26 protein-coding genes are annotated in these 26423 nt (G+C 62.9%); 12 read left to right on the top strand and 14 right to left on the bottom strand.

What is annotated here, in order from left to right:
- Positions 1-51: 51 nt before the first annotated feature.
- On the bottom strand, positions 52-696 hold the full coding sequence (locus E0L37_RS14565; protein WP_133492444.1) for a phospholipid-binding protein MlaC: 645 nt from the start codon (positions 694-696) through the stop codon (positions 52-54).
- Positions 697-826: 130 nt separating this feature from the next.
- On the opposite strand from E0L37_RS14565, the gene E0L37_RS14560 reads away from it, so the two are divergent.
- The 11 genes from E0L37_RS14560 (at position 827) to E0L37_RS14510 (ending at position 9079) form a co-directional block, all read left to right on the top strand.
- Complete coding sequence (locus E0L37_RS14560; RefSeq protein WP_133492443.1) at positions 827-1780, top strand: calcium/sodium antiporter; 954 nt, start codon at positions 827-829, stop codon at positions 1778-1780.
- A gap of 71 nt (positions 1781-1851) precedes the next feature.
- A complete protein-coding gene (locus tag E0L37_RS14555) occupies positions 1852-2820 on the top strand; it encodes a KpsF/GutQ family sugar-phosphate isomerase (RefSeq protein WP_133492442.1) in 969 nt (322 codons plus the stop codon).
- Positions 2820-3323, top strand: a complete 504-nt coding sequence (locus E0L37_RS14550; RefSeq protein WP_133492441.1) for an HAD family hydrolase — start codon at positions 2820-2822, stop codon at positions 3321-3323. Before E0L37_RS14555 ends, E0L37_RS14550 begins: the two co-directional genes overlap by 1 nt.
- The gene (gene lptC, locus E0L37_RS14545) at positions 3320-3877 is read left to right on the top strand and encodes an LPS export ABC transporter periplasmic protein LptC (protein ID WP_133492440.1); all 558 of its coding nucleotides are present in this window, start codon (positions 3320-3322) and stop codon (positions 3875-3877) included. Before E0L37_RS14550 ends, lptC begins: the two co-directional genes overlap by 4 nt.
- Positions 3852-4505 carry a lipopolysaccharide transport periplasmic protein LptA gene (gene lptA, locus E0L37_RS14540; protein ID WP_236563948.1) on the top strand — a complete coding sequence of 218 codons (654 nt, stop codon included), beginning with the start codon at positions 3852-3854 and terminating at the stop codon, positions 4503-4505. The genes lptC and lptA overlap by 26 nt, the downstream gene beginning before the upstream one ends.
- 2 nt (positions 4506-4507) lie before the next feature.
- Positions 4508-5233: an LPS export ABC transporter ATP-binding protein gene (gene lptB, locus E0L37_RS14535; protein ID WP_133492439.1), complete on the top strand. Its 726-nt coding sequence runs from the start codon at positions 4508-4510 to the stop codon at positions 5231-5233.
- Positions 5234-5568: 335 nt separating this feature from the next.
- On the top strand, positions 5569-7035 hold the full coding sequence (locus tag E0L37_RS14530; RefSeq protein ID WP_133492438.1) for an RNA polymerase factor sigma-54: 1467 nt from the start codon (positions 5569-5571) through the stop codon (positions 7033-7035).
- Positions 7036-7103: 68 nt separating this feature from the next.
- Positions 7104-7403 (top strand): ribosome hibernation-promoting factor, HPF/YfiA family, encoded by a 300-nt coding sequence (gene hpf, locus E0L37_RS14525; protein ID WP_133492437.1) that lies wholly within the window; start codon positions 7104-7106, stop codon positions 7401-7403.
- Positions 7404-7411: 8 nt separating this feature from the next.
- Positions 7412-7885, top strand: coding sequence for a PTS IIA-like nitrogen regulatory protein PtsN (gene ptsN, locus E0L37_RS14520; RefSeq protein WP_133492436.1), 474 nt, complete (start codon positions 7412-7414; stop codon positions 7883-7885).
- Positions 7886-7958: 73 nt separating this feature from the next.
- Positions 7959-8813: an RNase adapter RapZ gene (gene rapZ / locus E0L37_RS14515; protein WP_133492435.1), complete on the top strand. Its 855-nt coding sequence runs from the start codon at positions 7959-7961 to the stop codon at positions 8811-8813.
- Positions 8810-9079 carry an HPr family phosphocarrier protein gene (locus E0L37_RS14510; protein WP_133492434.1) on the top strand — a complete coding sequence of 90 codons (270 nt, stop codon included), beginning with the start codon at positions 8810-8812 and terminating at the stop codon, positions 9077-9079. Before rapZ ends, E0L37_RS14510 begins: the two co-directional genes overlap by 4 nt.
- A 146-nt stretch (positions 9080-9225) precedes the next feature.
- On the opposite strand, the gene E0L37_RS14505 is transcribed toward E0L37_RS14510, so the two are convergent.
- From E0L37_RS14505 to pmbA, 4 genes are all read right to left on the bottom strand, one after another.
- Positions 9226-10539 carry an RDD family protein gene (locus E0L37_RS14505; protein ID WP_133492433.1) on the bottom strand — a complete coding sequence of 438 codons (1314 nt, stop codon included), beginning with the start codon at positions 10537-10539 and terminating at the stop codon, positions 9226-9228.
- A complete protein-coding gene (locus tag E0L37_RS14500) occupies positions 10539-12224 on the bottom strand; it encodes a molecular chaperone HscC (RefSeq protein WP_133492432.1) in 1686 nt (561 codons plus the stop codon). The genes E0L37_RS14505 and E0L37_RS14500 overlap by 1 nt, the downstream gene beginning before the upstream one ends.
- Positions 12225-12329: 105 nt before the next feature.
- Positions 12330-13259 (bottom strand): BPSS1780 family membrane protein, encoded by a 930-nt coding sequence (locus tag E0L37_RS14495; protein WP_133492431.1) that lies wholly within the window; start codon positions 13257-13259, stop codon positions 12330-12332.
- 62 nt (positions 13260-13321) lie between these two features.
- Complete coding sequence (gene pmbA, locus E0L37_RS14490; protein ID WP_133492430.1) at positions 13322-14677, bottom strand: metalloprotease PmbA; 1356 nt, start codon at positions 14675-14677, stop codon at positions 13322-13324.
- A gap of 66 nt (positions 14678-14743) precedes the next feature.
- Here pmbA and yjgA point away from each other — a divergent pair, with 66 nt between their 5' ends.
- Complete coding sequence (gene yjgA / locus E0L37_RS14485; protein ID WP_133492429.1) at positions 14744-15283, top strand: ribosome biogenesis factor YjgA; 540 nt, start codon at positions 14744-14746, stop codon at positions 15281-15283.
- A 97-nt stretch (positions 15284-15380) separates the two neighbouring features.
- Here yjgA and E0L37_RS14480 read toward each other — a convergent pair whose 3' ends face one another.
- The 9 genes from E0L37_RS14480 to E0L37_RS14440 form a co-directional block, all read right to left on the bottom strand.
- A complete protein-coding gene (locus tag E0L37_RS14480; protein ID WP_133492428.1) occupies positions 15381-16559 on the bottom strand; it encodes an MFS transporter in 1179 nt (392 codons plus the stop codon).
- 4 nt (positions 16560-16563) lie between these two features.
- A complete protein-coding gene (locus E0L37_RS14475) occupies positions 16564-17031 on the bottom strand; it encodes a cyclic nucleotide-binding domain-containing protein (RefSeq protein WP_201303683.1) in 468 nt (155 codons plus the stop codon).
- A gap of 61 nt (positions 17032-17092) precedes the next feature.
- On the bottom strand, positions 17093-18538 hold the full coding sequence (tldD, locus tag E0L37_RS14470; protein ID WP_133492427.1) for a metalloprotease TldD: 1446 nt from the start codon (positions 18536-18538) through the stop codon (positions 17093-17095).
- The gene (locus E0L37_RS14465; RefSeq protein ID WP_133492426.1) at positions 18525-19373 is read right to left on the bottom strand and encodes a carbon-nitrogen hydrolase family protein; all 849 of its coding nucleotides are present in this window, start codon (positions 19371-19373) and stop codon (positions 18525-18527) included. The genes tldD and E0L37_RS14465 overlap by 14 nt, the downstream gene beginning before the upstream one ends.
- A 4-nt stretch (positions 19374-19377) precedes the next feature.
- Positions 19378-23160: a YhdP family protein gene (locus E0L37_RS14460; RefSeq protein ID WP_166643076.1), complete on the bottom strand. Its 3783-nt coding sequence runs from the start codon at positions 23158-23160 to the stop codon at positions 19378-19380.
- Between the two features lie 27 nt (positions 23161-23187).
- Positions 23188-23808: a nucleoside triphosphate pyrophosphatase gene (locus tag E0L37_RS14455; protein ID WP_133492424.1), complete on the bottom strand. Its 621-nt coding sequence runs from the start codon at positions 23806-23808 to the stop codon at positions 23188-23190.
- 78 nt (positions 23809-23886) lie between these two features.
- Complete coding sequence (gene mreD, locus E0L37_RS14450; protein WP_133492423.1) at positions 23887-24378, bottom strand: rod shape-determining protein MreD; 492 nt, start codon at positions 24376-24378, stop codon at positions 23887-23889.
- Positions 24375-25253 carry a rod shape-determining protein MreC gene (gene mreC / locus E0L37_RS14445; protein ID WP_133492422.1) on the bottom strand — a complete coding sequence of 293 codons (879 nt, stop codon included), beginning with the start codon at positions 25251-25253 and terminating at the stop codon, positions 24375-24377. The genes mreD and mreC overlap by 4 nt, the downstream gene beginning before the upstream one ends.
- Before the next feature lie 45 nt (positions 25254-25298).
- Entirely contained in the window at positions 25299-26342 is a 1044-nt protein-coding gene (locus E0L37_RS14440) for a rod shape-determining protein (protein WP_014995922.1), read from the bottom strand.
- Between the last annotated feature and the right edge of the window lie 81 nt (positions 26343-26423).

The following is a 26423-nucleotide window of genomic DNA, read 5'->3' as shown; positions in this document are numbered from 1 at the left end:
GGGGCCTTGCCATGCCGGCCCCGCGGCGGAAGACAATCAGAAAGGCGGGAATCAGTTGACGTTGGCCTTGTTCTCGACCTCGTCGGCCACATCGGCGGCGGACCAGTTGGCGATGACCGTGTCCATATCCTTGTGCTGTTGCATGGACTGGGCGAACTGCTGCTTGTAGACCTGGCTCAGATCAAGCCCATTGACATAAACATTGACCACACGCCACTGGCCACCGTCCAGGAACAGGGTAAAGAAGATCGGCACCACCTGGCCTGAGTTGGTGGAGAACTCCATGCGCACGCGCGCATAGTTGCCACGGCGGTCTTCCTCGCGCAAAGGCAGGACTTTCATCTTCTGGCCGTCGTACAGTGTTACCCCGGAGGCGTAAGTGTTCACCAGACTGTTCTCGAACACCTCCAGGAAACGGTACTTCTGATCCCGGGAGGCCTGGTCGAAATAATCCCCCATCACCACTCGGGTAATCCGCTTGAAGTCCACCAGATCGCCCAGTTCCTCGCGCACCAGTTCGCGGGCGTACTGGGGGTCGTTGTTGAGCTTCTGGCGCTCCCCATCGATGCGCTTGGTCATGCGCTCGACGGTCTGTTCCACCAGCTGGCGCGGATCCTGTTCCGCTTGCGCGAGACCGGCGGTCAACAGCAGCAATACGGCCGCCATGAAGGAAAACAGCTGTTTCGGATAAGTCATGCACTCGCTCCCTGGTCGTTCGATGATCCGGTGTTGATGGTTCCGGCAAACTCACCGCATCCTACACGCGCGGGTTCCGCGCGCGCCACGGCTCTTGCACGATTTGACGGCTTTTGACAACGGAGGTTCCATGCTTGCTGCCCTTCTGGCCAGCCTGATCGCCCTGGCAGTACTTTCCTGGAGCGCCGACCGTTTTGTCACCGGCGCCGCCGGCCTGGCCCAGGATTTCGGGCTGTCCCGGGCACTGGTGGGTCTGACGCTGGTCGCCTTCGGCACCTCGGCGCCGGAAGTCCTGGTCTCCGCCACCGCCGCCCTGAGCGGAAGTTCCGCCCTTGGCGTGGCCAATGCGCTGGGTTCAAACATCGCCAATCTGGGACTGGTGCTCGCACTGACTCTGCTGTGGCGCCCCGTGCCCTGCCCCGACCACAGCCGCCGGCAGGTGCTGAGCGCTTGCTTGCTGGTCACGGCCCTGGCCGGAGTGGTGCTGATCGACGGCCACCTGACCCGCACCGACGGCGTGGTCCTGCTCCTTGGCCTGGCGACGCTGGCACTGATAACGTGGCACCGCAAAACATCACCACCACAGCCGCCACCGTCACAACGGGATCGGAGCCGGCGTCACGACCTGCTGCTGTTTCTTGGTGGTTTGGTGCTGCTTCTGATCAGCGCCCGGACACTGGTCTGGGGCGCCACGGAAGTAGCCCGGCATATGGGTGTCGGCGAAGCCCTGATCGGCCTGACCCTGGTGGCGCTTGGCACCAGCCTGCCGGAACTGGCCACCTGCCTGGCGGCCACCCGTCGCGGGCACGGCGATCTGGCCCTGGGCAATGTGCTCGGCTCCAACATTCTCAATTTGCTGATGGTACTGCCGATGCCCGCCCTGCTTGGCCCCGGCGCACTGGCCGATCCCGCTCTGCTGGATCGCGACTACACGACACTGGTACTGCTGACCCTGATCATGGCCTTCGGCATGGCGCTGGCGGTGCGCCGCCCTCTGGGGCGTGGCACCGGTCTGGCACTGTTCGGCGGATACGCGGTCTATTTGACGGTGCTCTGGCGCAGCCTGATGGATGCCGGTGTATAATCGGCGGCTTCATCAGGCTCCGCCGACAAATCCTGGCAGCGGACCGGGCCGCGACCGTGAAGGGAGATTCCATGCCTTACAACTTCATCGCCACCGCGCGCCGTGTACTGGACGAGGAAGCCCAGGCGGTGGCCGCGCTCAGTGCGCGCGTGGATAAGGATTTCGAAAACGCCTGCGAGCGCCTGCTCGCCTGCACCGGTCGCATCATCGTCACCGGCATGGGCAAAAGTGGCCATATCGGCACCAAGCTGGCGGCCACCCTGGCCAGCACTGGCAGCCCGTCGTTTTTCGTGCATCCGGGCGAAGCATCCCATGGCGATCTGGGCATGATCACCAGTGAAGACGTGGTGCTGGCACTCTCCAACTCCGGCGAGACCCAGGAAGTGCTGACCATCATCCCGGTGATCAAGCGCAAAGGCAGCGGGCTGATCAGCATGACCGGCCGCCCGGAATCCTCCCTGGCCCAGTTATCCGATGTTCATTTGAACGTGGCGGTTAAGGAAGAGGCCTGCCCGCACAATCTGGCGCCCACCTCCTCCACCACCGCCGCTCTTGCCATGGGCGATGCCCTGGCCATAGCGCTGCTGGAGGCGCGCGGGTTCACCCCGGAGGATTTCGCCCTCAGCCATCCCGGCGGCAGCCTGGGACGCCGGTTGCTGCTCAAAGTGGACGATGTCATGCACGGCGAGGAACAGTTGCCGGTGGTCAACGCCAGCACCCCACTGACCGATGCGCTGCTGGAAATGACCCGCAAGGGCCTGGGCATGACCACGGTGGTGAACGACGACGGCAAACTGATTGGCATCTTTACCGATGGCGATCTGCGCCGCACTCTGGAGAATGGCGTCGATGTCCGTGTCGCCGGCATTCGCGACGTCATGTCACCACGCCCGGTCACCATCCAGCCTGGCCGTCTGGCGGCGGAGGCATTGCAACTGATGGAGACGCGCAAGGTGAACGGTCTGATCATTTGTGATGACCAGCAGCGTCCGATCGGCGCACTCAACACCCAGGATCTGCTGCGCGCGGGGGTAATGTAATGACGCTCGGGGTAAAACCGGAACAGGCTCTGCGCCTGCGCCTGATGGCTTTCGACGTGGATGGCGTGATGACCGATGGCCGCCTCTATTACGGTCCGGATGGCGAGATACTGAAAACCTTCAGCACCCTGGATGGCCATGGGCTGAAAAAACTGGCGGCCAGTGGCGTGACCCTGGCCATCATCACCGGCCGCGACTCCGCCATGGTGGCCCGCCGCGCCCGGGACCTGGGCATCAAGCACGTGATCCAGGGCCGCGAGGACAAAGGCGTGGCCCTGTCCGCGCTGGCACAACAGCTCGGCCTGAGCGCCGCCGAGATCGGTTACATGGGCGACGATGAACCCGACGTGCCGGCACTGGAATGGGCCGGACTGGGCTTCGCCCCGGCCAACGCCCACGCGGTGGCCCGCAGCGCCGCCGGCCATGTCACCGAAGCCCGTGGTGGCGAAGGGGCGGTGCGGGAAGTGTGTGACAGCCTGCTGCGGCTGCGGGAGGGGCAGTGAGACGGCCCGGCCTGCTCAGCGCCAGCGGCGTCATTCTGCTGGGATTGATCGTGATGATGACGCTGCATGAGTGGGGCAACCCGCTGGAGGGCGACAACGAAGCGTTCCTCAGCGCGCCGGCCATCACCGCCGAAAACATCGTTGCCCGCCAGTTCAATCGCGACAGCGGCGAGGTGGAATACCGGCTTCTCGCCGACAACCTGGAACAATACGAACGTGAAGCGCTGACGCTGCTCACCGGCCCGGACCTGAGTCTGAACAACGGCAACAACCAGTGGACCATCCAGGCGGACAATGGTGAAGTACGCGACAACGGTGACCTGATCGTGTTCGAAAACAATGTCGAGGCGGTCAGCAAGAACAACGGCGTCACCCTCGACACCCGGGAGCTGCACTACCTGAGCCGCGATCGCCAGGTTTCCGCCCCGGACACCGTCACCATGCGACACAGCGAAGGCAGCACCCGGGCGGGCAGCATGGACGCGGATCTGGATACCGGGCGCATGACTCTCAAGCAAGGAGTAGTAAGTGAATTCAAAGGACCCAAGCCCTAACGGTCCGGTGCACGGCCCACTGCGCCGCCTGCGCGTGGTCATGGCCGCCGCCCTCCTGGTCCCGGCACTGGCCGTGGCCCAGTCCGGCGCCGAAGGCCCGGTGGAGGTCAGTGCCAACCAGGCCGTGTTCGAACGGGACGCCGGCACTGGCGTATACCGGGGCGACGCCGAACTGATTCAGGGCAACCGCAAACTCAACGCCGACGTCTTGCGCCTGTTCACCGAGAATGAGCAACTGGTGCGAGTGGAAGCCACCGGCAGTCCAGTGCGCATGCGCGAAGGCAAGGACCTGAACGCCCACGCCGACAAGCTGGTTTACGACCTCAAACGCCGCCGCCTGATCCTCACTGGCAACGCCTATGTGCAGCATCAGGGCAATACCTTCGAGGGCGCACGGGTGGAATACGACCTCAACTCCCGGCGCATGGACGCCAGCAGCGAGGGCGACAAACGGGTGCGGCTGGTGATTCCGGCCACGAACGCCTCCCAGGCACAGAATGGCGACGACGAAACGTCGCAAAGCAAGCAGACCGGCCAGGATCAGGGCGATGACAATACCCAATCGCCCACCAGCGAAACCCCGGCCTCCACGCCGGCGAGCCCCCCCAGCAACACGGAGAGCCCCTGACCATGGCGAAACTGAATGCCCGCCAACTGGCCAAAAGCTACAAGGGGCGCCGGGTCATCGAGGACGTCTCCCTGGAGGTGGAAGCGGGCCAGATCGTCGGCCTGCTGGGCCCAAACGGTGCCGGCAAGACTACCTGTTTCTATATGATCGTCGGGCTGGTGGAAGCGGACGCCGGGCGCATCGAGATCAATGGTGAGGACATCACCCACCTGCCCATGCACGGACGCGCCAAGCGTGGCATCGGCTATCTGCCCCAGGAGGCGAGCATCTTCCGCCGCCTGACCGTCGAGCAGAACATCATGGCGATCCTCGAAACCCGCAAGGAACTGAGCAAAACCGAGCGCGAGCAGGAACTGAACAACCTGCTCGAGGAATTTCACATTACCCATATCCGCGACAGCATGGGCATGAGCCTGTCCGGCGGTGAGCGGCGGCGGGCGGAAATCGCCCGTGGCCTGGCCACGGACCCGGCGTTCATTTTGCTGGATGAGCCGTTCGCCGGGGTGGACCCGATCTCGGTGAATGACATCAAGGGCATTATCCGCCACCTCAAGGATCGCGGCATCGGCGTGCTGATCACCGACCACAACGTGCGCGAAACGCTGGATATCTGTGATACCGCCTACATCTGCAGCGCCGGCCACATCATCGCCGAGGGCGATTCCCAGACCATCCTCGGCAACCAGCAGGTCCGCGACGTCTATCTGGGTGCGGACTTCCGGCTTTGACTTATCAGGAGAGCCGCTGGCGCCCCATAAATTGCTGGCACGCTTACACGCAACACGCTGGCACGCCAAGTCCAAGACCTGAAAATGTCATGCCGGACTTGATCCGGCATCGCCCTCCGGCAACACCCGGCATTTGGAGCCGCCATCCATGGCGGCCGCCCCCACAATCGCGGGACACCAGTGACTCTCTTCATACTGGAAGGAACCACGATTCTCCTTACTCTTTTTCAATTGCAATTTCAACATTGGCATACATATTGCTTAAATGGATTGCTAAGCGTTGAAAGACGCTGCTATTCTGCCGCCTTGGCGATTCACCAGACCACCAAGGCAGTATGAAACCGAGTCTACAACTCCAGATCGGCCAGCAACTCACCATGACGCCGCAGCTGCAACAGGCGATTCGCTTGCTGCAGCTGTCGACGCTGGACCTGCGCCAGGAAATCCAGCAGGCCGTGGAAACCAACCCCCTGCTGGAACTCGAGGAGGGAGGCGAAACCTATACCGAGGATGACTCCCCCGCCGACGAGGATTGGGAAGCGGAGGAAATGGACCTCGAACGGGACCAGGCCCTGGACGATCTGGTGGAAGGGCCGGTGGAGAGCGACAGCGAATGGGACGACCTCTATGTGGGGCAGTCCGGTTCCGGCTCGGGCAGCGGCGAAGACGATGACGCCGACGCCTGGCAGCAGCGCCACGTCGCTCCGGTCACCCTGCAGGACCATCTGCTCTGGCAACTCAATCTCAGCCCGATGAGCGACCGGGACCGCGTCATCGCCGGTATCCTCATCGACGCCCTCGACCACCGCGGCTACCTGTCCCTGCCCCTGGATGATGTGATCGGCACCGCCGAGCGGCAAATCGCCGACGCCGATGATCCGGTGGAGGAAGACGAAGTGATGGCGGTCCTGCATCGGCTGCAACAATTCGACCCGGTCGGTGTGGCCTGCCGTGACCTGGCCGAGTGCCTGGGCGTGCAACTGCGACAGCAGGCCGCCGACACGCCACACCTGGACACCGCCACTGCCCTGCTTGAGCACCTCACGCTATTGGAGAAGCACGACTATGCCGGGCTACGCCGGGCCATGGGGGTGACGGAAGGCGAACTCCTCGATGCCCTGGCGCTGCTGCGCACCCTGGACCCCGCCCCGGGCGAACACATCGGCGGCGAAGTGGCGGAATACGCGGTGCCCGACGTGGTGGTGCGCCCTTTCCGTGGCGGCTGGCGGGTGGAACTGAACGAGGAGGTACTGCCCAAGGTCAACCTGAACGCCCAATACGCCCGTCTGGCCCGCCGCACCGAGGGCGAGGACGGCCAGTACCTGCGCAACTGCATGCAGGAGGCACGCTGGTTCCTGAAAAGCCTGCAGAGCCGTAACGACACTTTGCTGAAGGTGGCGCGCCGCATCGTCGAGGTGCAGCAGGACTTCTTCCACTATGGCGAGGAAGCCATGAAACCGCTGGTGCTGGCCGATATCGCCGAGGCGGTGGAAATGCACGAATCCACCATCAGCCGGGTCACCAATCAGAAGTTCATGCTCACCCCCCGCGGGGTGTTCGAGCTTAAATATTTCTTTTCCAGTCACGTGGACACGGAAGGCGGCGGTGAATGTTCTTCCACCGCCATTCGTGCCATCATTAAGAAGCTGGTCGCCGCCGAGAACCCTCGCAAGCCGCTCAGTGACAATAAGCTGGCCAGTTTGCTTAATGAGCAAGGGATCAAGGTGGCGCGCCGGACCGTCGCCAAGTATCGAGAGGCGATGCGAATCCCGTCTTCCAGCGCTCGCAAACGCCTGGTTTGACGACGCGGGAAACGGCTTGTAACCCGGGCCTGGGGCCAGGGTTAAATAACGAGGCAAAGGAGCCAGCTATGCAAATCAACATCAGTGGCCATCACCTGGATATCACCGAAGCCCTTCGTGACTATGTGGACGACAAGTTTTCCAAGTTGGAACGGCACTTCGACCAGATCACCAGTATTCAGGTGATTCTGTCTCCGGAGCCGAAGACCCACAAGGCGGAATCCACCATCCACATTTCCGGCGCCGAAGTCTTCGCCACCGCCGAGGCTGGTGACATGTACGCGGCTATTGATGCCCTGACCAGCAAGCTGGATCGTCAGATTCTCAAACACAAGGAGAAGACCGTGAGCCGCAAGCACGGTCACTAAGCGGATCTATGCGAGTACGAGAACTCCTCACCGAGGACCGCACCCATAACGGTATCGAGGTGGGTAGCAAAAAACGTCTTCTGGATCAGGTTGCCGAACTGGCCGCGGCCAGTTGCGGCGACCTCGGAGCCCAGGAGGTGTTCGATGCACTGGTGGCCCGGGAGCGCCTGGGCTCCACCGGTATCGGTGAAGGTATCGCCATTCCCCACTGCCGACTCGGACGCTGCGAGCAGGCGGTGGGCCTGCTGCTGAAACTGGCCGAACCGGTGGACTTCGATGCCGTGGACGGCCGACCGGTGGATCTGGTGTTCGTTCTGCTGGTGCCTGAACAAAATCCCGAGCAGCACCTCAAGACCCTGAGCCACCTGGCCAACCTGTTCAACGACGAGGATTATCGGCGTGAACTGCGCCAGGCACTGGACGATCACCAGCTTTACATTACCGCCGTGGAGTCCGAGGCCGAATTGCGCCTGGCTTCATAAGCTACGACAGGGCCCGCGCGGCCGGTTTTCCCCGGCCCGGGCGTCTTTTGGGGGGAAGAAAGCGGCAATCGCCATGAAACTGACCATTCTCAGCGGCCGGTCCGGATCCGGTAAAACCACAGCCCTACAGGCACTGGAAGACCATGGCTATTATTGCGTGGACAATCTGCCATTGGGTCTGCTGCCGCAACTGGCCGGGCAGTTGGATGATGAAGACCGGGTACTGGAGCGGGTCGCCGTCGGGGTCGATGCCCGCAACCTGCCGAGACAACTGCTGGCGTTCCCCTCCACCCTGGCGGAGTTACGCAAGCTGCAGGTGGAAACGGAAATCATCTTTCTCGACGCCGATCACGGCACCCTGCTCAAACGCTTCAGCGCCACTCGCCGCCCCCACCCGCTCAGCGGCGATGATCGCACCCTGGCCGACGCCATCGCCTATGAAGCCGAACTGCTCGCCGACATCCGTATGCGCGCGGACCTGGTGATCGACACCAGCACCCTGGATGTCCATTCCCTGCGCAACCAGATCCGTCAGCGGGTCGCCGGCCGCAATGTCCGCCTCTCGTTGCTGATCCAGTCGTTCGGTTTTAAGAATGGCTTACCCAACGACGCCGATTTGGTCTATGACGTGCGCATGCTGCCCAATCCCCACTGGCACGGTGATCTGCGCGCTCTGACCGGTCGCGACGACGAGGTGGCGGCCTTCCTGCAATCTCATCAGGAAACCGAAGATTTGATCGACGATATTTTCCAGTTCCTGGTTCGCTGGCTGCCCAGCTACGCCGCCAACGACCGCAGTTACGTTACCGTTGCCATCGGCTGCACCGGTGGCCGCCATCGCTCCGTGTATCTGGCCGAACAGCTGGCCCAGCGCCTGCGCAATAAAGCCATTCCCTTGCATGTGCGGCATCGGGAGTTGGAGGGATGATCGAGAAGGAACTCACCATCATCAACAAACTGGGGCTGCATGCGCGCGCCGCCGCCAAGGTGGTCAGTGTGGCGTCACGTTACAGCTGCACCATTCAAGTGCTTCATAACGAACGCCGGATCGATGCCAAGAGCATCATGGGCCTGCTCACCCTCGGCGCCGCCAAGGGCACCAGCCTCAGGGTGCGGGTGGACGGCGATGATGAACAGCCGGCCATGGAGGAACTGACCGACCTGTTCGCCCGCCGCTTTGACGAAGCGGAATAAGTTCGCGGGAGCGGTCCACAGACCAGTGGCGTGCCATCTATTGGTCTTGGAGATATGAAATCGCGCTGTATTCGCTGCCAAGGCAGCTTCCCACAGAGAGCGCGACGGAGTTGCTGTGGGAAGCTGCCTTGGCAGCGAACAGGACGTCATTTCGCGTCTTTCTCCTCCCTCTGACTGCGCGCCCAGTTGATGACATAACTGCGGCTGACGCGATCGTGCAGAAGGTATCCTTTCAGGAACAGGTTCACCAGGATCACCACCTTGCTGGTCAGCGCATTGACCACCACGAACGCTATGACCCGCCATAAATTGTGCAGGAAGGGCAGCCGCTGAAACTCCCGATTCGTCACCCTGAGCCCGAGCATCCGTTTCCCCGGCGTCGCCTGCCTGGGCCCGGCCTCCATTACCAGCGCCATCAGCAAATAGGCCGGCACGGCGAGCACCAGAAAGAAGCTCATGAACGACTCAATACGGATATCACCACCTGTTCCGTTGAAATCCGCCACCATGATGCTCACCACCCATATCGGCATGACCAGAAGCGCCGCCAGGACCAGCAGGTCGATGACGAGGGCGACCATGCGTAAGGTCATGCCGGTGAAATAAAGGGTTTCGGGTTTCGGCTCGGCGTTTGCCTGACGCGCCGGCGGCACCGTCTCCTTGCCGCCACGCAGCCCCCGCAATAACGCCTGATCGCCGGAAGAGCTCGCGTCCAGGGGCGCCAACACCCGCTCCATGGCGGCATCACCAAAACGGGCCGCCAACAAACCACGACGCCCCTCCCAATCGAACAGGCTGTTCAAATAACCGAGAGTGGCCGCATCCAGAGGAGGTGTGCCCTCTTGCTGCCGCGACCGCTCCACCAGCCGGGCCATCAGGGCATCGCCCAAACCATGATGAAAGGCGCTGTCCAACATCCAGGGATTGCTGGCCAGAAAACGCCATTCCGTTTCCGCCGCCGGCTGCCCCTCCCGGTCCAGAAGAGCCTGGCACTGAATCAGCAGCCGTTCGTGCTCACGACTGGCCGCCAGCCGCTCGTCTTCTTCCGGCTCCCGTTCTTCCAGCTCCCGTGCCGCGGTCCAGGCCGGCTCCGGGTCCCGCGCCGGCGGGGGAGGCTGATCCAGGAACGCCGGCTCGGATTCCTCCGGTGCCACCAGCGGATCATCTGGAACCACCGACGCTGGCCATTCCGGCCTCTCTGGCGAAGGCGGCAGAGTCTCGGCGGCGGTGGCAACGGGCTTCCTTTCCGCTTGCTCCCCGGTTGCCGTTTCCGGCCCCGCATCAGCGGCACGGGCATGTTGCTCGGCAAGGCTCAGGGCACGTTTGTAGGCGGCGTGCAAAGCCTGGAATTGCCGTGGATGCTCATCCGGGCGCGTACTTTTCAGCAAGCGCGCGTAGGCACGCTTGATCGCCCGGGTATCCCCGGTGGCCTCGAGCCCCAGGACATGCCAGGGACCCATCAGAACCAGTCCTCACCTTCCAGACTGTCCAAGGCCTCCCTGAACTTCTTTTGAGCCCGGGCAATGTCCAGCGGATTCTGCCGATCCAGCACCTGCTCGAATCGGCCCATCAAGTCGGCGACCCACTCCCTGCGCTCCCCGAGGCTGGACTCATAAAGCCGCTCGCCACGGGCCAGCAGCGCCCGGTTCTCCTCACCGTCTCGAGGGTGGAACTTCAAGGCGGCCAGACGTTCCAGGGATCTCGCCTTGTCGTCCTCGCTCAAGGCTCCGGGCGTATGTTCGATCAACTGATAATAGGTCTTGCCGGTGGATTCAACTTTCACGTCCACCTCCAGAAGACCATTCATGTCGTAGCTGTAGCGGACGGTCACGCTTTCCTGTCCTCGTGGTCCTTTCGGCACGGCGACGCCCAACTCTCCCAGGTAGACATTCTTCTCCACCAGACGATTTTCGCCTTGATAGATGAGAATCTTCATCTTGGTCTGGTTGTCGGATGCGGTGGACAACTGCCGCTCGACGCTGATCGGTACCACGCTATTGCGTTCGATGATCGGCAGAAAGTAATCCCCCAGCTTGGGGTTGTCCTCGTTGACCACCCCCGTGCCGAGCGTGTAGGGGCAGACATCGGTAAGCACCACGTCATCCAGGCCCTCTCCCCGCTCCAGCAGACCGGCCTGAATAGCCGCCCCCATCGCCACGACCGTATCCGGGTCCAGATGACAGGATGGCAGCCGGCCGAACATCTTGCCGACGGTGGAGCGGAACAGGGCCAGGCGGGTGGACCCGCCCACCAGGACCACATCATCCACCTTGTCCGGGTGCAGACTGGCATCACGCAACGCCCGCTCAATCGGGTGCTTCACCCTCAGCAGCAGTGGCGTGACCACACCGGCGAACCATTCCGGCGTGACCTCATGAATCACTTCCCGGTCCCCCAGCTTGAGAGTGAGCGTCTGGGTATTACCCAGCCGGCGCTTGGCGCCTTCCATCTGCAAATACAGATTCTGCATGACACTGGCGGGCAGGCTGTCCCGACTCAGTTCATGCCGGGCCAGCACATCGTCGATCATGGCATCGACGAAATCCTCTCCGCCGAGAAAGTTGTCACCGGCGCTGGCGTGCACTTCCATCACACCATCGAAGAATTCCAGCAACGATACATCGAAAGTGCCGCCGCCCAGGTCGAGAATCAAAAACAGGCCTTCCTGCTTCTCGTGCAGGCCATAGGCCATGGCCGCGGCGGTGGGCTCATTGATCAGCCGTCGCACCGTCAACCCCGCCAGCTCCGCCGCCTGTTTGGTGGCGTGGCGCTGATTGTCGTTGAAATAGGCCGGCACACTGATCACTGCTTCCGTCACCGGCTCCCCCAAGTGCGCCTCGGCGTCTTCCTTGAGCGAACGCAATACCAGGGAAGACAGCTCCGTCGCACTGAAACGCTGATTGCCGAGAGTCACCTTGTGGTCGGTGCCCATGAGGCGTTTGAACGCGGCCACCGTTCGGTCGCTATGATGAATCAGCCGCTGACGGGCGGTGCGACCAACCATGATCTCTCCACTGGCATCCACGCCCACCACGGACGGTGTCAGCACGTCCCCCAGCCGATTGGATATCAACTCCACGCCTTGTCCGGTCCACACACCGCAGGCGCTGTTGGTGGTACCCAGATCAATTCCGACGATCGCCATGGCTGCTCCTTTCGCCATTCACGGCCTCAAACGAACGCCGGGCGGTATCAAACCGCCCGGCGAGAATCCCGATGGCCAGCACCGGGCAATGTCATGCAGAGCGAATCAGACAGCGTCAGGCTGCCGCGGCGTGGCTTCGCCCAGTTCGAAGATATCGCGGAACGAACAGTAGATGGTGGCGGAATACAGCGCCATCAGTACCAACATCACCAACAGCATCACCACACCAAAGACGAACATCAGGATACCGCTGATCACGCCTTGTCCGAGCACTCCGGTAATCACTCCGACAATAATCGCCACCGCGATACCCAGCACCAGGAAAATCAGGAAGCCGATGATGCCGTACCACAGCAGGGGCAAAAAGTTGCGGAATACCGCGGTGAAGCTTTCCACCATGGCCGCGAACGCATTGCGGTGCCCGAAGAACACCAAAGGCACCTGGAACCAGATCGCCGCCATGTAGGGGATGATCAACAACAGAGAGACCAGGCCGAACAGAATCATCTTGGCGAAGCCAAAGGCCGGGTTCATCATGGGCGCGGCGTAGGGGTCGGAGAAGGAACTGAACATCATCATCAGTTCACTGCCATAGAACAGTGCGCCAAGAATGCCAATCAAAACAACGAAGACCAGCATCGCCACGATCTGCGCCAGACCGGCCATGAACAGCGGCCCGGTCTGATTGGAAAAGCCGACGAAAAGATCGCCGAAGGAAAACGTGTTTTGCTCAAGTACCCTGTGGGCAATGAAATACAAACCGACGATGAATACCGGCGCGAACAGGGTGGGAATGAACGTGCCGATAAACGGAATGAACGCGGTAATCAGACCAATGGCCATGAAAATCAGCATGAAGACAAAGGTGGCCAGTGCCCACATCAGCTTGTTCTGACTCACGATCCCCCAAGCCTGCGCCCACCAGGCGCCGCCGTTCCCCACCGGCCGCTTCCGTGCCTGCCCTACCGTTCCCGATCCCGCCTGCGTCACCAGCACGTCCGCGCTGGGTCCCTGGTATGGATTATTGGATTCCATAATGTATGCTCCTTGTCCTTGGTTAAGCCAAACAGTCAATAGTCATTCTGAAAGACGAAAAACTAGCGCCCGGCAACTTTCATGGGCGACAACAGTAACGAACCACAGTGGATATTCCCCCTTCGATCCACATCCGTGCCACTGCCCAGAATACCTCCGAACATGTCCTTCAGATTTCCGGCAATAGTAAACTCTTGCAGTGGTCTCTGTATAACACCGTTTTCCACCCAAAAACCCGCGGCGCCACGAGAATAGTCTCCTGTGACGAGGTTCACACCTTGTCCCATCACCTCGGTGATCAGAATTCCCGTTCCCAAACGGCGCAACAAGGCTTCCCGGCTTTCCCCGGTGTCGCTCAGAATGACGTTATGTACTCCTCCTCCGTTACCGGTAGGTGACATTCCCAGCCGGCGGGCCGCATACAGCCCCAGCGCATAGCCTTTAAGCTCACCGTCCTCGATGAAATCCTGATCCCGGGTGGGCAGACCGTCGCCGTCGAAGGGGGTGGAACCATTACCCGCCGGCATCAACGGCCGTTCTCCCAAACGGAATCCTTCCGGCAGCACCCGGGAACCGAGCGCGTCACACAGAAAAGAGGCGCGCCGATACAGCGAGCCTCCGCTGATAGCGCCAATTAAATGGCTGATCAGGCCACTGGCCATTTCCGGAGAGAACAGCAGCGGGAATTCCCCGGTGGCGGGCACATCGGCTCCCAGACGGGCCAGCGTGCGCTCACGGGCCTTTGCCCCCACTTGCTCCGGGCTTGCCAGCAACTCCGCCCGGCGGCCGCTATCGTACCAGAATTGCCGCTGCATGCCGGCCTCGTCCTGAGCCACCACCGCGCAGCTGCGGCTGTGATGGGTGCCGGCGAACCCATCCAGAAAGCCCGCGCTGGTCCCCAATACATACAAGCTGGCGCCGGTATTGAGCGAAGCGCCCTCTGAATTGACGATACGCGCGTCGTCGCGAGCCACCGCCTCACACTGCTGAGCCTGTTCAATGGCCTGGTCGGTGGTCAGCGCCCAGGGATGATACAGGTCCAGATCCGGCACCCGCGGCGCCAACAAACCGGCATCGGCGATCCCGGCATGAGGATCCTCCTCGGTATGACGGGCAATGGCGCAGGCCGCGCGTACCGCGTCGCGGAGGCTTTCGCGGCGGTCATCCGAAGTGCTGGCCTGCCCCTTGCGCTGGCCGAAGTACACCGTCACCGAGACACCCCGGTCACGGTGGAACTCGACTGTTTCCACCTCGCCAAGGCGCACATCCACCGACAACCCCTGGGACAGGGACAAGCCGACTTCCGCATTGCTGGCGCCCTGCCGGCGCGCTTCTTCCAGTACAAAAGCCACGGTGTCCTTGGCCGCATTCAGCTGGTTTGGGCCGAGATCGGCTGACGGACGGGGGTGATCGGACATAAACTAGGGTTTCCTTCAGCTTGATGGCGGAGCGTTCGTGTCGTGGCGGACCGGCTCCCATAAACAATGACCGAGTATAACGAGCCCTTACCTCCCAGCAAAACGCAGCTCAAACAGGAAATGACGGACCTGCAGCAGACCGGGCTGGACATCATGGCGTTGAAACCGGCGCAACAGGCGCGGCTGCCGCTCAACGATCCATTGCGGCGGGCGCTGGAAGAAGCCCGCCGCATCACCAATGCCGACGCTCAACGCCGCCACGCCCTGTACGTCGGACGTTTGATTCGCGATGCCGAAACCGATGCCATTCTCTCCGCCCTGGCCGCGCTCAAGGATCCGTTACGCCAGCAGCGCCTGCAGCAGTGGACCGAACGGATCGTGACCGCCGCTTCAGCCAAGGAAGTGGAGCCTGTGATTCAGCAAATTCTTGAGTTCTATCCGCAGGCGGATCGTCAGGCCCTGCGTAATCAGGCGCGCAATCTGATCAAGGCTCGCCTGGACGATCCCGGCGCCGCTGAACAGGAGCAACGTGAACGCTTCAAGCGCGAGCGCAAGCGCTTTCTCGGCGTGCTCAACGATCTGGAAAGAAACGCGCCTTTGTATTGATTGGCTACACTGATTCGCTGCCAAGGCAGCTTCCCACAGCGGCTGCGTAGCTACTTTTGTGGGAAGCTGCCTTGGCAGCGAACGGTTGAGGCCAACGCTAGCCGATCGGATCGCCGTCAGCGGACAGCACACCGGCAATAAACTGCACCAGCAGCAAGGCCGACAACAGCGCCAGCGGTATTCGCCAGTTACCGGCGGCATCATGAAGCAGTCCCAGGGTCACCGGCCCCAGGGCCGCCAGCAGATAGCCGACGGACTGGCACAATCCCGAAAGGCCAGCAGCGGCCCGGGCATCCGCGCCACGCAGGGCAATCAGCGTCAAACCGGTACTGATCATCGAACCTTGCCCGAGGCCGAGCAGCACCACCCACAGTACCGACTGGCTGGTTGGCGCGATCATTAACGCCGGAACACTGATCAGCAGCGGCACGTGTAATAACATCATGGCCAGACGCCGGTTAGGCATCCGGGCAAAAAACAGCGGCGCGCAAAAATTGGCGGGCATGCCGGACAGATTGAACAGCGTCAGCAGTTCCCCCGCCCGGGCCTCGCTCATGCCGGCATCGACGAACACCGTCGCCAGCCACGCGGTGAGGCTGTAATACAACAGGCTTTGCAAACCGAAGAAGACACTGAACACCCAGGCGCGGGGATTGCGCCACAATCCCAATGACGGCGCTTTGCCGGATGCGGCGGGAGTCCGGTATGGCAGCATGAAGCACCAGCCGATGCCACCGGCCAGGGCCACCAGAGCGCAGCCCGCCAATGGATAACGCCAGTCGCCGCCGAAGGCATCCCGTACCGGCACCGCCATGCCAGCGGCGGAAGCCGCCCCCAGAGTCATGGTGACCGAATAGAGCGCGGTCAGCGCCGCCACTTTGTGGGGAAACCGGCCGCGCACCAGGCTCGGAATCAGCACATTCATCACCGCGATGGCGGCACCCAGTAACACCGTGCCCGCCAGCAGCCAGAAGTAGCTGCCGAACAGCCGCAACACCAACCCCAGGAACAGCAGCCACAGCGCGGTCAGCAGCACCGTCTCCAGCCCCCAGCGCTCGGCAAAACGAGGCGAGAAGATCGACAGCACGCCAAAGCACAGCAACGGCAACGTGGTCAGTAGTCCCAAAGCACCACCACTGAGCGCCAGGTCTTCCCCCATGCCATTGGCCAGGGGCCCGATCACGACGATGCCCACGCGCAGATTCAGCGCGATCAGCAACAGGGCGATGAGAAACAACGGTAACGGCAAACGCCGCGCCTGCGGGGTATTCAGCACGCTCCTAACCCAATGGCGGCATGAAGCGCGCCAGCCGGGACGAGGTCTGACGCAGATGAGTGCACAGCACCAAGGCGATGTTCTCCATGACCACCGCCGCCGCCCGGGGGCGTCGGCGGCGCAGTTGTTCAAACCCTTTGCGGGTCAGCACCACCAAAGCGGCGTTCTCCACCGCCCGCACGGTGGCGGAGCGGGGTTGTTGATCCACCAGGGCCATCTCACCCAGCGAATCACCGGGCTTGAGCCGTGCGATGACCACCTCGCCCTGCTCCGCGTGATGCTTGATGATGTCGAGATGACCGCTGGCGACGAAGCAGACAAAGTCGCTGTGATCTCCTTCCCGGCAGGCGGTTTCCCCCGCCTTGACCCGATTCACGAACACCAGTTTTTCCACCACGGCCAGTTCTTCGGCTTCCAGACCATCGAACAGCCGCATATGAGACAGCAATTGCGACAACGGAATGCTCCGCATTCCCGTCCTCCCTGCAATACAACTCCACCAGCCCGGACGGGCTTCCCCCTCGTTTTTTCTCTCAGGCGGTCCCGCCGACCGTCAGGGAGTCCACCCGCAAGGTCGGCTGCCCCACGCCCACCGGCACCGACTGGCCCTCCTTGCCACAAACGCCGATGCCCGTGTCCAGAGCCAGATCGTTGCCCACCATGGAAATCCGGCTCATGACCTCCGCGCCACTGCCAATCAACGTGGCCCCCTTCACCGGGCAAACGATTTTTCCTTTTTCCACCAGGTACGCCTCGCTGGTGGAGAACACAAACCGGCCGGAAGTGATGTCCACCTGACCGCCGCCGAAGTTCACCGCGTAAATGCCGCGGTCCAGGCTGGCCAGTATTTCCTCGGGATCGGATTCACCCGGCAGCATATAGGTGTTGGTCATGCGCGGCATCGGCAGATGAGCGTAGGATTCCCGGCGGCCGTTGCCGGTGGGCGCCACACCCATCAGACGGGCGTTGGTTTTATCCTGCATGTAGCCGGTGAGCACCCCTTTCTCGATCAGTACGTTATAGCCGCTGGGCGTGCCTTCGTCGTCCACGGTGAGCGAGCCGCGGCGATCCGGCAAAGTACCATCATCCACCACCGTACACAGATCCGACGCCACTTTTTGTCCCATTTGGCTGGCGAACATGGACGTTCCCTTACGGTTGAAATCCCCTTCCAAACCGTGCCCCACCGCCTCGTGCAGCAACACTCCGGGCCAGCCAGGACCCAGCACCACCGGCATGGCGCCAGCCGGCGCCGGCGCCGCTTCCAAATTGACCAGCGCCTGCCGTACCGCGTCACGAGTCCAGGACTCCATACGACCGTCCTGTTCCAGCCATTGGTAGGACACCCGGCCACCGCCGCCGGCGCTGCCCCGTTCGCGCCGGCCGTTGCGCTCGGCAATCACGGAAATATTGAAACGTACCAGCGGCCGGACATCGGCAGCCAGGGTGCCATCGGTGGCGGCCACCAGAATCACATCCTGAACACCGCTGAGACTGACCGTGACTTCCTTCACCGCCGGGTCCAGCGACCGCGCCAGCCGATCCATCTCCTGCAATACCGCCACCTTGCGTTCACTGCTCCATACCGGCAACGGATCCAGCGGTGCGTAACGTTCAGGCATGGCCCGGCCGCCTTGCACACGCACCGCCTTGCTGCTGCCTTGGCGTCCTATCGCGGCGGCGGCGTTGCCCGCCTGGGTCAGGGTATCCAGGGAAATGTCGTCGCTATAGGCGAAGCCGGTTTTATCGCCACTGACGATACGCACGCCAGCACCACGCTCCAGGTTGAAACTGGCGTCGCGTACCAGCCCGTCCTCCAGCACCCAAGCCTCATGACGGCTGTGCTGAAAGTAGATGTCGGCGTAATCCGCCTGTCCGGCCAGCTTGCCGCCCAACAGGGTCTGCAACTGGTCCGGGGCCAGCTCCGCCGGCGTCAGCAGAATATCCGCCGCCAGAGTAAAGCGCTCATCGGAGATCATAGAAACTGTCCACTGTGAATCGTTGATGCTGGTGCACCGGCAACGCGGAACGCACCTGCGTAAGGGTCGCGCGGTCCACGTCACCGAGAACCACCGAAGGCTCGCCGCCAGCCTGGGCGACCACCCTACCCCATGGGTCCACCAGCATGGAATGACCAAAACTCGCCCGTTTCTCGCTGTGTTGTCCGCATTGATTAGCGCCCAGCACGTAGCAACCGTTTTGCACCGCGCAAGCGCGCATCAGCAATTCCCAGTGCGCGGCACCGGTGGTGGCGGTGAACGCACTGGGGTAAATCAATAATTCGGCGCCGCGTGCCACCAGGGCACGGGCCAGAAGCGGGAAGCGCAGGTCGTAACAGATCGCCATGCCCAGGGTCAGACCGGCCGCTGGCGCGGTGACCACGGCATCGCCGGGCTCGAATACCGCCGACTCCCGATACCGTCCCTGGCTGTCCTGCACATCCACATCGAAAAGGTGCAGCTTGTCGTAACCGGCGAGCACCTCGCCCTCCGGATCCAGCAACACGCTGCGGGTGCGCACCCGCGGTGCCGGCACTTCACTGCCGTCCGGGCGGTAACGCGCCGGTAGACTGCCGGCCACCAGATACAATTGATACCGCCGCGCCTGATCCGCCAGCCACGCCAGCAGGTCATCATATCGTGCCGCCAGTTCACGGTAATCCACGCCATAACCAGCGAAGTTTTCCGGCAGCAGCGCCAGCCGGGCGCCGCCCGCGGCGGCCCGCTCCAGGCCGGCTTCCGCTTCACGCAGGTTGTCCGCCAACACCTTGCCGCTGGTCATCTGTACCGCGGCCACGGTGATCAGGTCGCTCATCACCTCACTCCGCTTCCGTCACCCGGGGTTCCTTCCACGGCCCCGAGACCTGGTATTCCATGGTGGTGGTCTTGTCCAGCTTATCACCCCATAGCCGCTCCACCACGAAAACCCCGGCACAAACCGCCGGACCGGCCAGGCAACCGGCATACAGATTGCTGGAAATAGGCAAGGTCATGGCGACCCGGTTGTTCAACGTCTGCTCAGCCAGGTTCACCTGACCGGATACCTGAAACGCGGCTGATGGAGAATCGATATGCAAATTCTGGGTTGTAACCCGGGCCCCCTGGAACTGGAAGTCGCCCGTCAGGGCGTCGCAGCTGAGGCCCTTTTTATAGAGGTCGGAGAAATCCAGCCGCAGACGGCGCTGCAGCGTACCGATATTCAGAATACCCAGCACACGCAAAATAGAGGTGCGCGAATCGGTGTCCGGGATCCGGCATTCACCGATATCGAGGTTCACCTGGCCTTGCAGCCCCAGCAGCGGCGGAGCCAACGGCCAGCCGTTCCAGGACAGGTTCAGCGAAGCGCGGGCGTCCTTACTCTCCACCAGTGGCGGCAGCCCCCAGGCGGACAACGCCTTACCCAGGTCCTCTGAAGCCAACGCACCCTGGAAGCGCGTGTGCTGAGTACGGTCATCGCCGGTCCAGGTCAGGGCACCGTCCAGGCTGATACGGCGCCAACCGCCGCGCAAACCGCTGATGTGCACGCCGCCGTCCACCGGGCGCAGGTTGCCGCTCCATTCGCCCAGTTGCTGATCCCCGAGCCGCAAATCGCTGATCGTGGCGTCCAGCGGTGGCAGCACGGAAGGAACAATCGGGGCCTTGTCCGTGCCCCCCTCACTTCCACCGGCGGCGCCCTCGGGAAGGTACAGACGGGATACCGTCAGCAGCAGCGGTCTCTGCCCGCGCGCCTGAAAGCCGCCGGGAACCTGCAGCGATGCCGCCACCTGATCCCCCAGTAACCCCAGTTCCCAGCCGGAACCCGCGGGCATGGCGGAAAAACGTACCCGCTGGAAGCGCTGCCCCGCCAACGTCAACTCGCCCACATTGAACACCGCCCGGTTGACCAGAGCATTCTGATCACCGCCGGAGCCATTACCCGAGAGGCCACCGATGAACGCCATCCAGGCATTGGCGTCCGCCCGGTCCACATGCCCGAGAAACGTCAGCCCCCTGGATGGCATGTTGGGCAGATCCCCCTCGCCCAGCCGGATCACGCCGGCCACCGGATCACCGATGCGGACCCGCCCTCGACCAACACCGGCGTATTCCAGGCGCAGGTCCTGCCGGTCCGGATCCAGACTCAGCCATAGCCGGCGGCGGCTATCCGCCGATTTACCCAACGGCGCCGGTGCGTTCACGGCCACCCCCTGCAACGACGACGACGCCTCCAGGTGGAAACTCCGCCCGCGCCAGGGCATGCTCATGGTGATATCCACCGGCACGGTTCCGGATACCGGAGAGAGCCAGTCGAATCCGAGCCATTGTCGTAACCGCGACGCCGGTACCCCGCCACTCAATACCAGACGGCTGTCGGCATCACGGGTGGTCCAGGCGCCAGTGAAGCGCCCCCCCAACCCTTCTCCCTTGAGGTCCGGCAGATTCAAGCCATTGCGGCTGTGAAAATGCACCGGCGAGGCCACCCCGGTCAGGGTCAGCCGGCGCGCCTCATTGGCCACGGTGACGCCACTCGCACTGCCATCCGCGACCACCGTTACCTGCCGCCCTTTGTCTTTTCCGAGCGGCACATCCAGCAGCAGATGCCCTTGCATCCGGCCCTCACGGAAACGCCAATCCAGCAGTTCCTTCGGCAGGGTTCCGGCCAGCGGCGTGTCATGAAAAATGCGATCCACATCCGCGGCCGGCCCGCTGACCTTGCCCTGCACCACCAGTTGACCGCCCTGCTCGGGAATATCCACCGCGACCTGGCTGATCTGGCTGTCGAGCAGAGTACCGCTGCCGGCGGTGGCCACGAGGCGCCGCCCGTCCACCAGCACATCCGCGTCCGCGGCGGTGGCCACCGGCCAGTCAGGCAGGAATGACAGAGCCACATCGTGAGCCTGATAGCGCATTTGGAAGGTGCGGTCCTGTTGGCGTTCGCGATCGATTTTCACCGGCCCCTGATAAAGGAACTGCCCATGATCCAGATGGCCGCCCTGGAACGCCTGGCCCAGCCAGTCACCAAGACCGTCGGGCAGGCGCCTGAGCGGTATATAATGACTGGCGCGCGCACCGTCCCCATCGAATAGATCCGCCAGCAGACGCAACTCCGGGATTTGCTCCGCCCCGCCCCGCACCCGGGCCATGGCCACGCCCCGGGCATCCGGATTGCGGGCACGTATCGCGCCGCTATCCAGCGTCCAGGACTGACCGTCCAGCGACCAGCGCACCGCGCCGGTAAAAGCCGCTTCCAGGGCATGGTCGTAGAATTCCGGCAGCACCAGGGCAAGCGTCTCTCCCCGCAAGTCCGCCAGCCCACCCTCCGGCGTGGCCGCCAGCCAACCGTTGAGGCCCGAGACACCCGGCAGCTTGCCCTCCGGCTGAACCGCCAGATCACTGAAACGGGCCTGGAGCGAACGCCAGTCCGCCCCCTCGCCGGTCAGATACAGGCTCCGTAACTGGCCGTGGGGTTGAAATACCTCGAGCTTCTGCTGAATCGGCGAGATCGATGCCGGCCACGCGAATGGCCATTGCGCCAGTTGCCGGGCCAACGCCTGTAAACGCAGCCGCTCGCCCCGGGCCGCCCACAACAGCGCCTGGCCCTCTCCGGGCTCGTGCCAGGACGCCGCCAGAGGCCCCGGGGCCAGATCGCCGGCCGGCGTTTGCCCCCGCACATTGGACAGCACCACCTCCCCGCCCTTTTCCGGGTCATAACGGAAGCGCGCGTCCAGATTCAGGTCACTGATCGCCCAGGGCGTTTCCCCATCTGTGAGCACCACCCGTGGCGCCGTCAGGCGGGCGCTACCGCTGGTGGGGCGGCCGTCCCTGACATCCAGCCACAGTTGTGTCCTGCCCTTCAGGTTCTCCAGGTCCAGCGGCCATTCACGGGTATCCGGCAGCCACTCTTCCAGTCGCTCTCCATCCAGTGACACATAGGCACCGGCATTCACCTGCTCCCAGCGCAACGGGTTGCCGTCCAGACGCAGCCGTCCGTCCACGGAAAACGGCCGGTCGCGGGCTTCCAGCTTCACCGCCAGACGATGCTGGTCGCCGTGATTCACCAGCGCCAACCGCAAGGACGACGCCAGCGGCGGCAAATCCGGCCATTCCAGGGAGAAGCGGGCGTCGTCAATGACGATACGGTATTGGTGATAGAGCAAGGACAGCCAGCGATCCCATTGCGGTTCGCCACCCTCAAACGCCTCCAGGCCGCGCAGGTGAATCCGCCCCTGCTCGTCGCGAACCAGATGCAGATCCACGCCTTCGACACGCAGTTCGTTGAGGCGGGGTTCACGGGTCAGTAGCGAAGCCAGGACCCGAACGCTGACTTCCACCCGACCCAGGGTCAGCGGGGAGTCACCCTCCACCGTGGGCAGACTCAGCCCGGACAGGCGGATGCGCGGCGACAGCCCCTCCATCTCGCCTTCGAGCCGGTCAATCTCGATGTCGGTGCCGAAGCGCTCCGCCACCAGCGTTTCCAGTTGTGCCCGGTATTCCGGCAGTACCGCCATGAACTGCCGCATGGCGACCACGTACACCGCCAGCAATACCAATGGGATGGCCACCAGCCACCATAACCGGTCGCGCCAGAAGGCATGTCCGTGCCTGTCGTTTTTTCTGCTCACCTTGGCCTCGTCACCCACCTGCGCACCCTATTCAGCGGGCACGAAGATACCGTAGGGAACCCCTGCCCATTCCAGCAGAGGAAGGGTCTGCTCCAGGGGCAGCCCCACCACCCCACTGTAACTGCCGGCCAGGGACGCCACCAGAGCGGCGCCCAGGCCTTGTATGCCATAAGCGCCGGCCTTGTCCCGGCCTTCTCCACAAGCCACATAGGCACGCCGCTGGGCCGCGGTGAGTGCCCGGAACCTTACCCGGGTCGTCGACATGGCTGTGCGTGCCTCCTGCTGATACAAGACGCAGACCCCGCTGAGCACCCGGTGTTCCCGAGCGCACAGGGCATCGATCATGGCCAGGGCATCCTCATCGTCCACCGGCTTGCCAAGAATGCGCCCCTCCAGCACCACCGCGGTATCCGCTCCCAGGACGGCGCCGGGAGAGGGCCGCTGACCCTCACCGGCGGCGGCCTTGGCGCGGGCCAGGCGGATCACGTATTGCTCGGGGGATTCCCCAGACAAAGGCGTTTCATCCACGCCAGGAGCCGGCAGGCGGGTGAAGCCAGCGCCCACCTGGGTCAAAAGTTCGGCCCGCCGGGGTGAACCGGAAGCGAGAAACAGCGGCGTCCCCCGCTGAGGTAAAACAACGTCCGTCATGTCGTTCCGCCATCGGTCTGATCGGTCAGAGTGCCGTTTTCATGAGGTCCCGGACAGGGTCCGGAACCTCAACCGCTTTCAGCGCACCAGAAAACGCAATTGCACCCAACGCAGCGCCGCCACAACCGGGCGCCATAGCACCGCGCTGGCCAGCGTGCCGTAAAGGATCGTATAGGGAGGATAGTAAGTGCGCCCCACGGATTCCTGCACCAGATAGGCTAGCAGATTCGAGGAACCGACCAACAGGAACACCACCGCGGTTTGCTGCAATGCCGGAAAAACACGCATGCGTTTGTAGGCGGCCAGCATGAAGTAAGCCCCCAGGCTATAGGCCAGTGCCCATTGTCCCAGCGTGGTCCCCACCAGCACGTCATGATACAAACCGACCACGAAGCCCCACAGCACACCAACCCGATGCGGCAACGCCAGCACCCAGTACATCAGCACCAGCAGCAGCCAGTCCGGACGCAACCAGTTGAGGTCCTCGGGCAGCGGCACCACTTCCAGCAGACCGGCAAGGAACAACGTCACCAGAATCACGCCGGTGCCAGCCGGTTTTTCCTTGCTCATTGGCCGTCCTCCTCCGTCACATCCGGCGACGCTTGCCCTGTTTCGCCCTCATCGACGGCGGCGGACTCCACCGATTCGGATTCCACCAGCAGCACGTGACTGGCACGATCGATCTGCGCCTTGGGTCGGGCCACGATATCGGCGAAGGCGGCGCCGGACCGGTGATCCACACTGACCACCTCGGCCACCGGGTAGCCACGGGGATAGAGCTGGCCCAGGCCGGTACTCACCAACAGGTCTCCCTGCTGCACGTCGGCGGTATCCGGCACGTACAGCAGGCGCAGGGTGTTACCCTGGCCGGTACCAGCCAGAATCGCGCGCACCCCGTTGCGGTTGACCTGCACACTCATGGCGTGGCTGGCGTCGGTGATCAGCAGCACCCGGGAAGCCAGCGGCCCCACTTCCACCACCTGGCCGATCAGGCCCTGGGCCTCCAGCACGCCCTGACCTCGGCGCACGCCCTCGCGAGCCCCCTTGTTGATCACGATTTCCTGGCGGTTGGGGTCCGGATCCAGACCGATGATCTCCGCCACCAGCACCGATCCTTCCAGGCTCGCCGAGGAGTTCAGCAGCTCACGCAAGCGGGTGTTTTCCGCCTCCAGCACCGCCAGCTTCTGCACCCGCTGTTCCAGGATCAGCACCTGGCGGTTGAGACGTTCCTGATCTTCCAGCAACTCACCGCGGCTCTGGGTCTGGCGCGAAACAAAACGGGCGGTGTCCACTGGCAAGTGGGCCAGATACTGAGCCGGCGCGGTGAGGTAGCCGAACACATAACGGATCGGCTGCGCCCAGGGGGTGCGCTGGTCGAGCACCATCAGCACCACGGCGAGGACCAGCGCGATGAGAAGACGGTAAGTGGGATTGGAAGATGACATGGCCGTCGGTTACCAGGACACTGGCGCCTTGGCGGCGCCGGTCGATTAACCCATGGCCAGCATATCAAGCCCGTGGGTATCCATCATTTCCAGGGCCTTGCCGCCGCCACGCGCCACGCAGGTCAGCGGATCGTCGGCGATGATCACCGGAAGGCCGGTTTCCTCGCTCAGCAGCCGGTCAATGTCACGCAGCAGCGCACCGCCGCCGGTGATCACCAGGCCCCGTTCAGCGATATCGGAAGCCAGTTCAGGAGGCGACGCCTCCAGGGCATTGCGCACCACATTGACGATGGCGGCCAGCGGTTCCTTGAGCGCTTCCAGGATTTCCTCGGAGTTGAGGGTGAACTGTCGCGGCACCCCTTCCGCCAGATTGCGCCCGCGAACGTCAATTTCCAGCACTTCGCCACCGGGGTAGGCGGTGCCGATTTCGTGCTTGATGCGTTCCGCGGTGGATTCGCCGATCAGGGACCCGTATTCCTTGCGCACGTAGGCGACGATGGCTTCGTCGAAGCGGTCACCGCCAATACGCACGGACTCGGAATAAACCACACCATTCAGGGAGATAAGAGCGATTTCGGTGGTGCCCCCGCCGATATCCACCACCATGGAACCACGCGCTTCTTCCACCGGCAGGCCGGCACCGATGGCGGCGGCCATCGGCTCTTCGATCAGGAACACGTCGCGGGCCCCGGCGCCATAGGCGGAATCCTGGATTGCCCGGCGTTCCACTTGCGTGGATTTGCAAGGCACACACACCAGTACCCGGGGCGCCGGCGGGAAAAAGCCGGTGTCATGTACCTTCTTGATAAAGTACTGGAGCATTTTCTCGGTGACGTCGAAATCGGCGATCACCCCGTCCTTCATCGGACGAATAGCGGTAATGTTGCCGGGAGTACGACCCAACATCCGTTTTGCGTCGGCGCCAACCGCGGCCACGCTCTTTTGGGCACCGTGATGGCGGATCGCCACCACCGAGGGCTCATCGAGGACAATACCCCGACCACGCACATAGATCAGCGTGTTGGCGGTCCCCAAATCAATGGAAAGATCGGTGGAAAACATCCCCCGAATACGTTTGATAACGGACATCCTGGCCAGTTTCCTGAAGTCTCGTCGAGAGGAAGGCGCCGTCCTGATCCCGTTTTCACAGGCGACGGCAAGATGGCGCAA

Source organism: Alcanivorax sp. 24, assembly GCF_004360225.1.
Classification (GTDB): domain Bacteria; phylum Pseudomonadota; class Gammaproteobacteria; order Pseudomonadales; family Alcanivoracaceae; genus Alloalcanivorax; species Alloalcanivorax xiamenensis.
Note: the sequence above shows the minus strand (reverse complement) of the source record. Positions and strands in the feature narration are given on the sequence as shown.